Genomic DNA, 4,328 nt, shown 5'->3' with positions numbered 1-4,328 from the left:
CGCCTGTTCGCGTCCGCCCGGCCCGGCGACGACGCCGCGGCGGCGCGCATGCTCGCCCCCGGGCCCGACGGGTTCATCGCCCGCATCCCGGAACCCGGGGGGTTGCCGGATTGGATCACGCGAGAGGACTTCGAGGTCTATGTCGACGAGTTCACCCGCGGCGGGTTCACCGCACCGCTGAACTGGTACCGGTGTTTCGACCGCAACTGGGAGATCACCGCCACCACCGCGGCGCCCACGATCGCCGTGCCCGCGTTGTTCATCGGTGGAGCCGCCGACGCGACGCTGGCGTACACGCCGCGCCACCGGGTCGCCGAGGTGGTCAGCGGCGACTACCGCGAAGTGCTGATCGACGGCGCCGGCCACTGGTTGACCGAGGAGTGTCCCGGCGAGGTGACCCGCCTGCTGCTGGAGTTCTTCGGGTCGCTTCCGGCCTGGCACTAGGGTGCAGATCATGCCGATCGCAGCGACCGCGAAATCAGCCAGGACACAACTCATCGCGGCCGGCGCAGCAGCGCTGGCCGCGCTCGCCCTCAGCGGGTGTGACGCCCAGTCCGGCCCCACCGACAACGCAACCGCCCCCGGCGCCGAGGGCCGGCAGGTGACCGTCGTCGGCTCCGGGCAGGTCGAGGGCACCCCGGACACGTTGACCCTCGACGCCTCGATGGAGTTCCTCGCCCCCGACGCCACCGCCGCGATGAACCTGACCAACGAGCGCCAGCAGGCCGTCATCGACGGGCTGATCGACCTCGACATCGACCAGGCCGACATCGCCACCACTGAGGCCGGCCTGCAGCCGCAGTTCGGCCCCGAGGACAACACGATCACCGCCTACCGCGCCACGAACTCGATCAACGTCAAGATCCGCGATCTGGACCAGGCATCCGACGCGATCGGCCTGATCGTCGAGACCGGCGGCAACGCCACCCGGATCAATTCGATCAGCTACTCGATCGAAGACGATTCCCAGCTGGTGCGCGACGCCCGGGCCCGCGCGTTCGAAGATGCCCAGGACCGCGCCGACCAGTACGCCGAACTGGCCGGGATGAGCCTGGGCAAGGTCGTCTCGATCTCCGAATCGGGCGGCAGCACACCGCCGATGCCGATACCGGTGCCGCGCGGCGCGTTGGAGGCCGCGGTGCCGCTGGAACCGGGCCAGCAGACGGTCGGTTTCTCGGTGACCGTGGTCTGGGAGCTCAGCTAGCCGGACTCACATCGACGGGTATCCCGTTGAGCACCGCGGTGCCCGACAGCGGATCGAGCACCGAACCGTCGTTGAGCTGGTTGGCGTTCACCCCGGGCCGGCTGGCGGCCAGCGCCTGACCGGTGCCACCGCGGTCGTGTCCCCAGCCGTGCGGCAGCGAGAGCACACCGCGGCGGATGTCGGCGGTGATCTCGACGGGCACCACCAGTTCACCGCCGGGCCCCTTGACCACGGCCGTGTCCGACACCCCCAACTCGGCGGCGTCGTCGGGATGCATCTGCAGGGTGCACAGGTTGGTGCCGCCCGACAGGGCGGGCAGGTTGTGCATCCAGCTGTTGTTGGAGCGCAGATGCCGCCGCCCGATCAGCACGAATCGCTCGCCGCGGCGAACCAGCGAATCACGTAGCCGCGCAGCGTCTTCGACCAGCTGCGGGGGCGCCAGCTCGACCAGGCCCGACGGGGTGCGCAGCACGTCGGGCAGCCGCGGCTGCAACGGGCCGAGGTCCAATCCGTGCGGCGCGGCCTTGAGCTTGGCCAGGGTCAGCCCGTCGGGGCGGGTGCCGAACGCGTCGCCGTAGGGCCCGACCCGCAGCATCATGTCGAGTCTGCGTTCGTAGCCCGGTCCGTCGGGAAGCATCGCGGTGAGCTCGTCCACCGATCGGCCGGCCACCGGCGACCCGGTGTCGGCGGTCTCCTTGACCAGCGTGGTCGCGATCACCTGTTCGTCGACCAGCGCCGGGTCGCCGTCGTGACCGATCCCGTAGAGCACCAACGCGATGCGGGACAGGATCTCGGCCTCGGAGGGGCGGCCCTGCAACGGCAGCACCGGCGGCGAGTAGCGCGCGTTGTTGCGCACGGCGAGGTTGTTGAGCGCGAAGTCGAAGTGCGGGCTGCGCGACGGCGGCGGGGGCGGGAGCACCACGTCGGCGTGGCGGGTGGTCTCGTTGAGGTAGGGGTCGACGCTCAGCATGAACCCGACCCCGGCCAGCGCGCGGTCGAGCCGGTCGCCGTCCGGCGCGGAGAGCACCGGGTTGCCCGCGATGGTGATCATCGCCTTGATCTGCCCGTCGCCGGGTGTCTCGATCTCCTCGGCCAGCGCCGCGACCGGCAGCTCGGAGAGCGCTTCGGGATGGCCCGACACCCGGCTGCGCCACCGCCCGGTGCGGAAACCCCGGCCGGGCCGGCGCCCACGCGGTGCGGGTGCCACCGGCGACAGCGGGAACATCGCCCCACCGGGGCGGTCCAGGTTGCCGGTCAGCACGTTGACCACGTCGACCAGCCAGCTGCCCACCGTGCCGAACTCGACGGTCGACGTGCCCATCCGGCCGTACACCGCCGCCGAGGGTGCCCCGGCGAGTTCGCGCGCCAGGGTGCGGATGTCGGCGGCGTCGATCCCGCAGTATCCGGCGACCACCTCCGGGGCGAAATCGCCGGCCAGGGCGCGTACTTCGTCGACCCCGGTGACGTGGTCGGCGAGCGCACCGAGGGACACCAGGTCCTCGTCGAAGAGCACGTGCACGATCGCGAACAGCAACGCCGCATCGGTGCCGGGCCGGGGTGCGAGGTGCCGGTCGGCCAGTGCCGCGGTGCGGGTGTGGGCGGGATCGACGACCACCAGCCGGCCACCGCGGCGGCGCAACGCCCGCAGCTTCCCGCCGAAGTCGGCGGCGGTGGCCAGGCTCCCGTTGGACACCAGTGGGTTCGCCCCGATGATCACCAGGTAGTCGGTGCGGTCGAGGTCGGGCACGGTGAACGCCACCGGGCTGCCGAACATCAGCCCCAGCGACACGTGCTTGGGCATCTGATCCAGCGTGCTCGCCGAGTAGACCTGATGAGTCCCCAGCCCGCGGATGATCAGCGGTGGGTACAACGCTCCGGCGACGGTGTGAGCGTTGGGGTTGCCCACGTACACCCCGACCGAGGCGCCGCCGTGGTCGCGCAGCACGGCGGCAAGACCGTCGGCCGCCGCGGCGAACGCCTCGTCCCAGGAAACCTCGGTCAGAACGCCGTCCCGGCGAACAAGCGGGGCACTCAACCGGTCCGGATCGTTGTCCAGTTCGGGGAAGCTCGCACCCTTCGGACAGATGTAACCCGCGCTGAACACGTCGTCGCGGTCGCCGCGCGCACCGACGACGCGGCCGTCCTCGACGGTCAGGGTCAGGCCGCAGGTTGCCTCGCAGAGCGGGCAGATGCGCAGTGCGGTCTCGGTCACATCTGGCGTCATGACTGGCATTGTGCGCCAGCCGCCGGTGTCCCGACTAGTCCTGGTACACCTTCGGGTCCAGCGTGCCGATGTAGGGCAGGTCGCGGTAGCGCTCGGCGTAGTCCAGGCCGTAGCCGACGACGAATTCGTTGGGGATGTCGAAGCCCACGTAGCTGATGTCGACGTCGGCGCGCACCGCCTCGGGCTTGCGCAGCAGGGTGCAGACCTGCAGCGAGCGCGGATGGCGGGTGGCCAGGTTGCGCAGCAGCCAGGACAGCGTCAGACCGGAGTCCACGATGTCCTCGACGATCAGCACGTCGCGGTCGTGGATGTCGCGGTCGAGGTCCTTGAGGATGCGCACCACACCGGACGAGGACGTCGACGAGCCGTAGGAGCTGACCGCCATGAACTCCAGCTGGGTGGGCAGCGGAATGGCCCGGGCCAGGTCGGTCACGAACATGACCGCCCCCTTGAGCACCGTGATCAGCAGCAGATCCTGGGCCGAGGCCGCGTCGCCGTAGTCGGCGCCGATCTGCGCCCCGAGTTCGGCGGTCTTGGACTGGATCTGCTCCTCCGACAGCAACACCGACTTGATGTCCCCGGGGTACAGCTCCGGACGATGCGCAGGCACGCTCACAGCGTAGCGGTGTCCGACCGCGGCGGCGCCGGGTGGACGGCGCCGGGCGTCACACCGGTTCGACGAACAAGATCAATTCCCCGTCCCGCCGCCCGGCGAACAGCCGCCGACCGGGATGCGGCCCGGGCACCGCCACCCCACCCTGGCCGCGCCATGCGGTCACCAGAGCGTCGACGCCGCGGATGTGGGTGTCGGTCAGTCCGCCGGCCCCGCCGGCCAGCAGCCACGCCCGGATGGCGCGCCGGCGCACCGCGGGAGCCAGCCCGCTCAGGTCGGCCACCGAC

5 protein-coding genes are annotated in these 4,328 nt (G+C 71.0%); 2 read left to right on the top strand and 3 right to left on the bottom strand.

The genetic code is table 11. From position 1 onward, the window contains the following. Both ACXAID_RS27200 and ACXAID_RS27195 read left to right on the top strand, forming a co-directional pair. Positions 1-444, top strand: a 444-nt coding sequence (locus ACXAID_RS27200) for an alpha/beta fold hydrolase (protein ID WP_475025283.1), incomplete at its 5' end; no start/stop codon positions are given. 10 nt (positions 445-454) lie between these two features. Then, entirely contained in the window at positions 455-1,204 is a 750-nt protein-coding gene (locus tag ACXAID_RS27195; protein ID WP_475025282.1) for an SIMPL domain-containing protein, read from the top strand. Here the strand turns inward: ACXAID_RS27195 and ACXAID_RS27190 are convergent. From ACXAID_RS27190 to ACXAID_RS27180, 3 genes are all read right to left on the bottom strand, one after another. After that, positions 1,197-3,416: a molybdopterin-dependent oxidoreductase gene (locus tag ACXAID_RS27190; protein ID WP_475025284.1), complete on the bottom strand. Its 2,220-nt coding sequence runs from the start codon at positions 3,414-3,416 to the stop codon at positions 1,197-1,199. The two genes, ACXAID_RS27195 and ACXAID_RS27190, sit on opposite strands and share 8 nt — an antisense overlap. A 46-nt stretch (positions 3,417-3,462) precedes the next feature. After that, positions 3,463-4,044 (bottom strand): hypoxanthine phosphoribosyltransferase, encoded by a 582-nt coding sequence (hpt, locus tag ACXAID_RS27185; RefSeq protein ID WP_475025281.1) that lies wholly within the window; start codon positions 4,042-4,044, stop codon positions 3,463-3,465. A 49-nt stretch (positions 4,045-4,093) separates the two neighbouring features. Then, positions 4,094-4,328: TilS substrate-binding domain-containing protein (locus ACXAID_RS27180; protein ID WP_475025280.1), on the bottom strand; the 235-nt coding region annotated here is incomplete at its 5' end.

The sequence above is a fragment of the Mycobacterium sp. ABE4_509 genome (assembly GCF_056160785.1).
Note: the sequence above shows the minus strand (reverse complement) of the source record. Positions and strands in the feature narration are given on the sequence as shown.

Coding starts and splice junctions, on each gene's coding strand:
- ACXAID_RS27195 (WP_475025282.1), top strand. CDS start 455: ATGCCGATCGCAGCGACCGCGAAATCAGCCAGGACACAACTCATCGCG.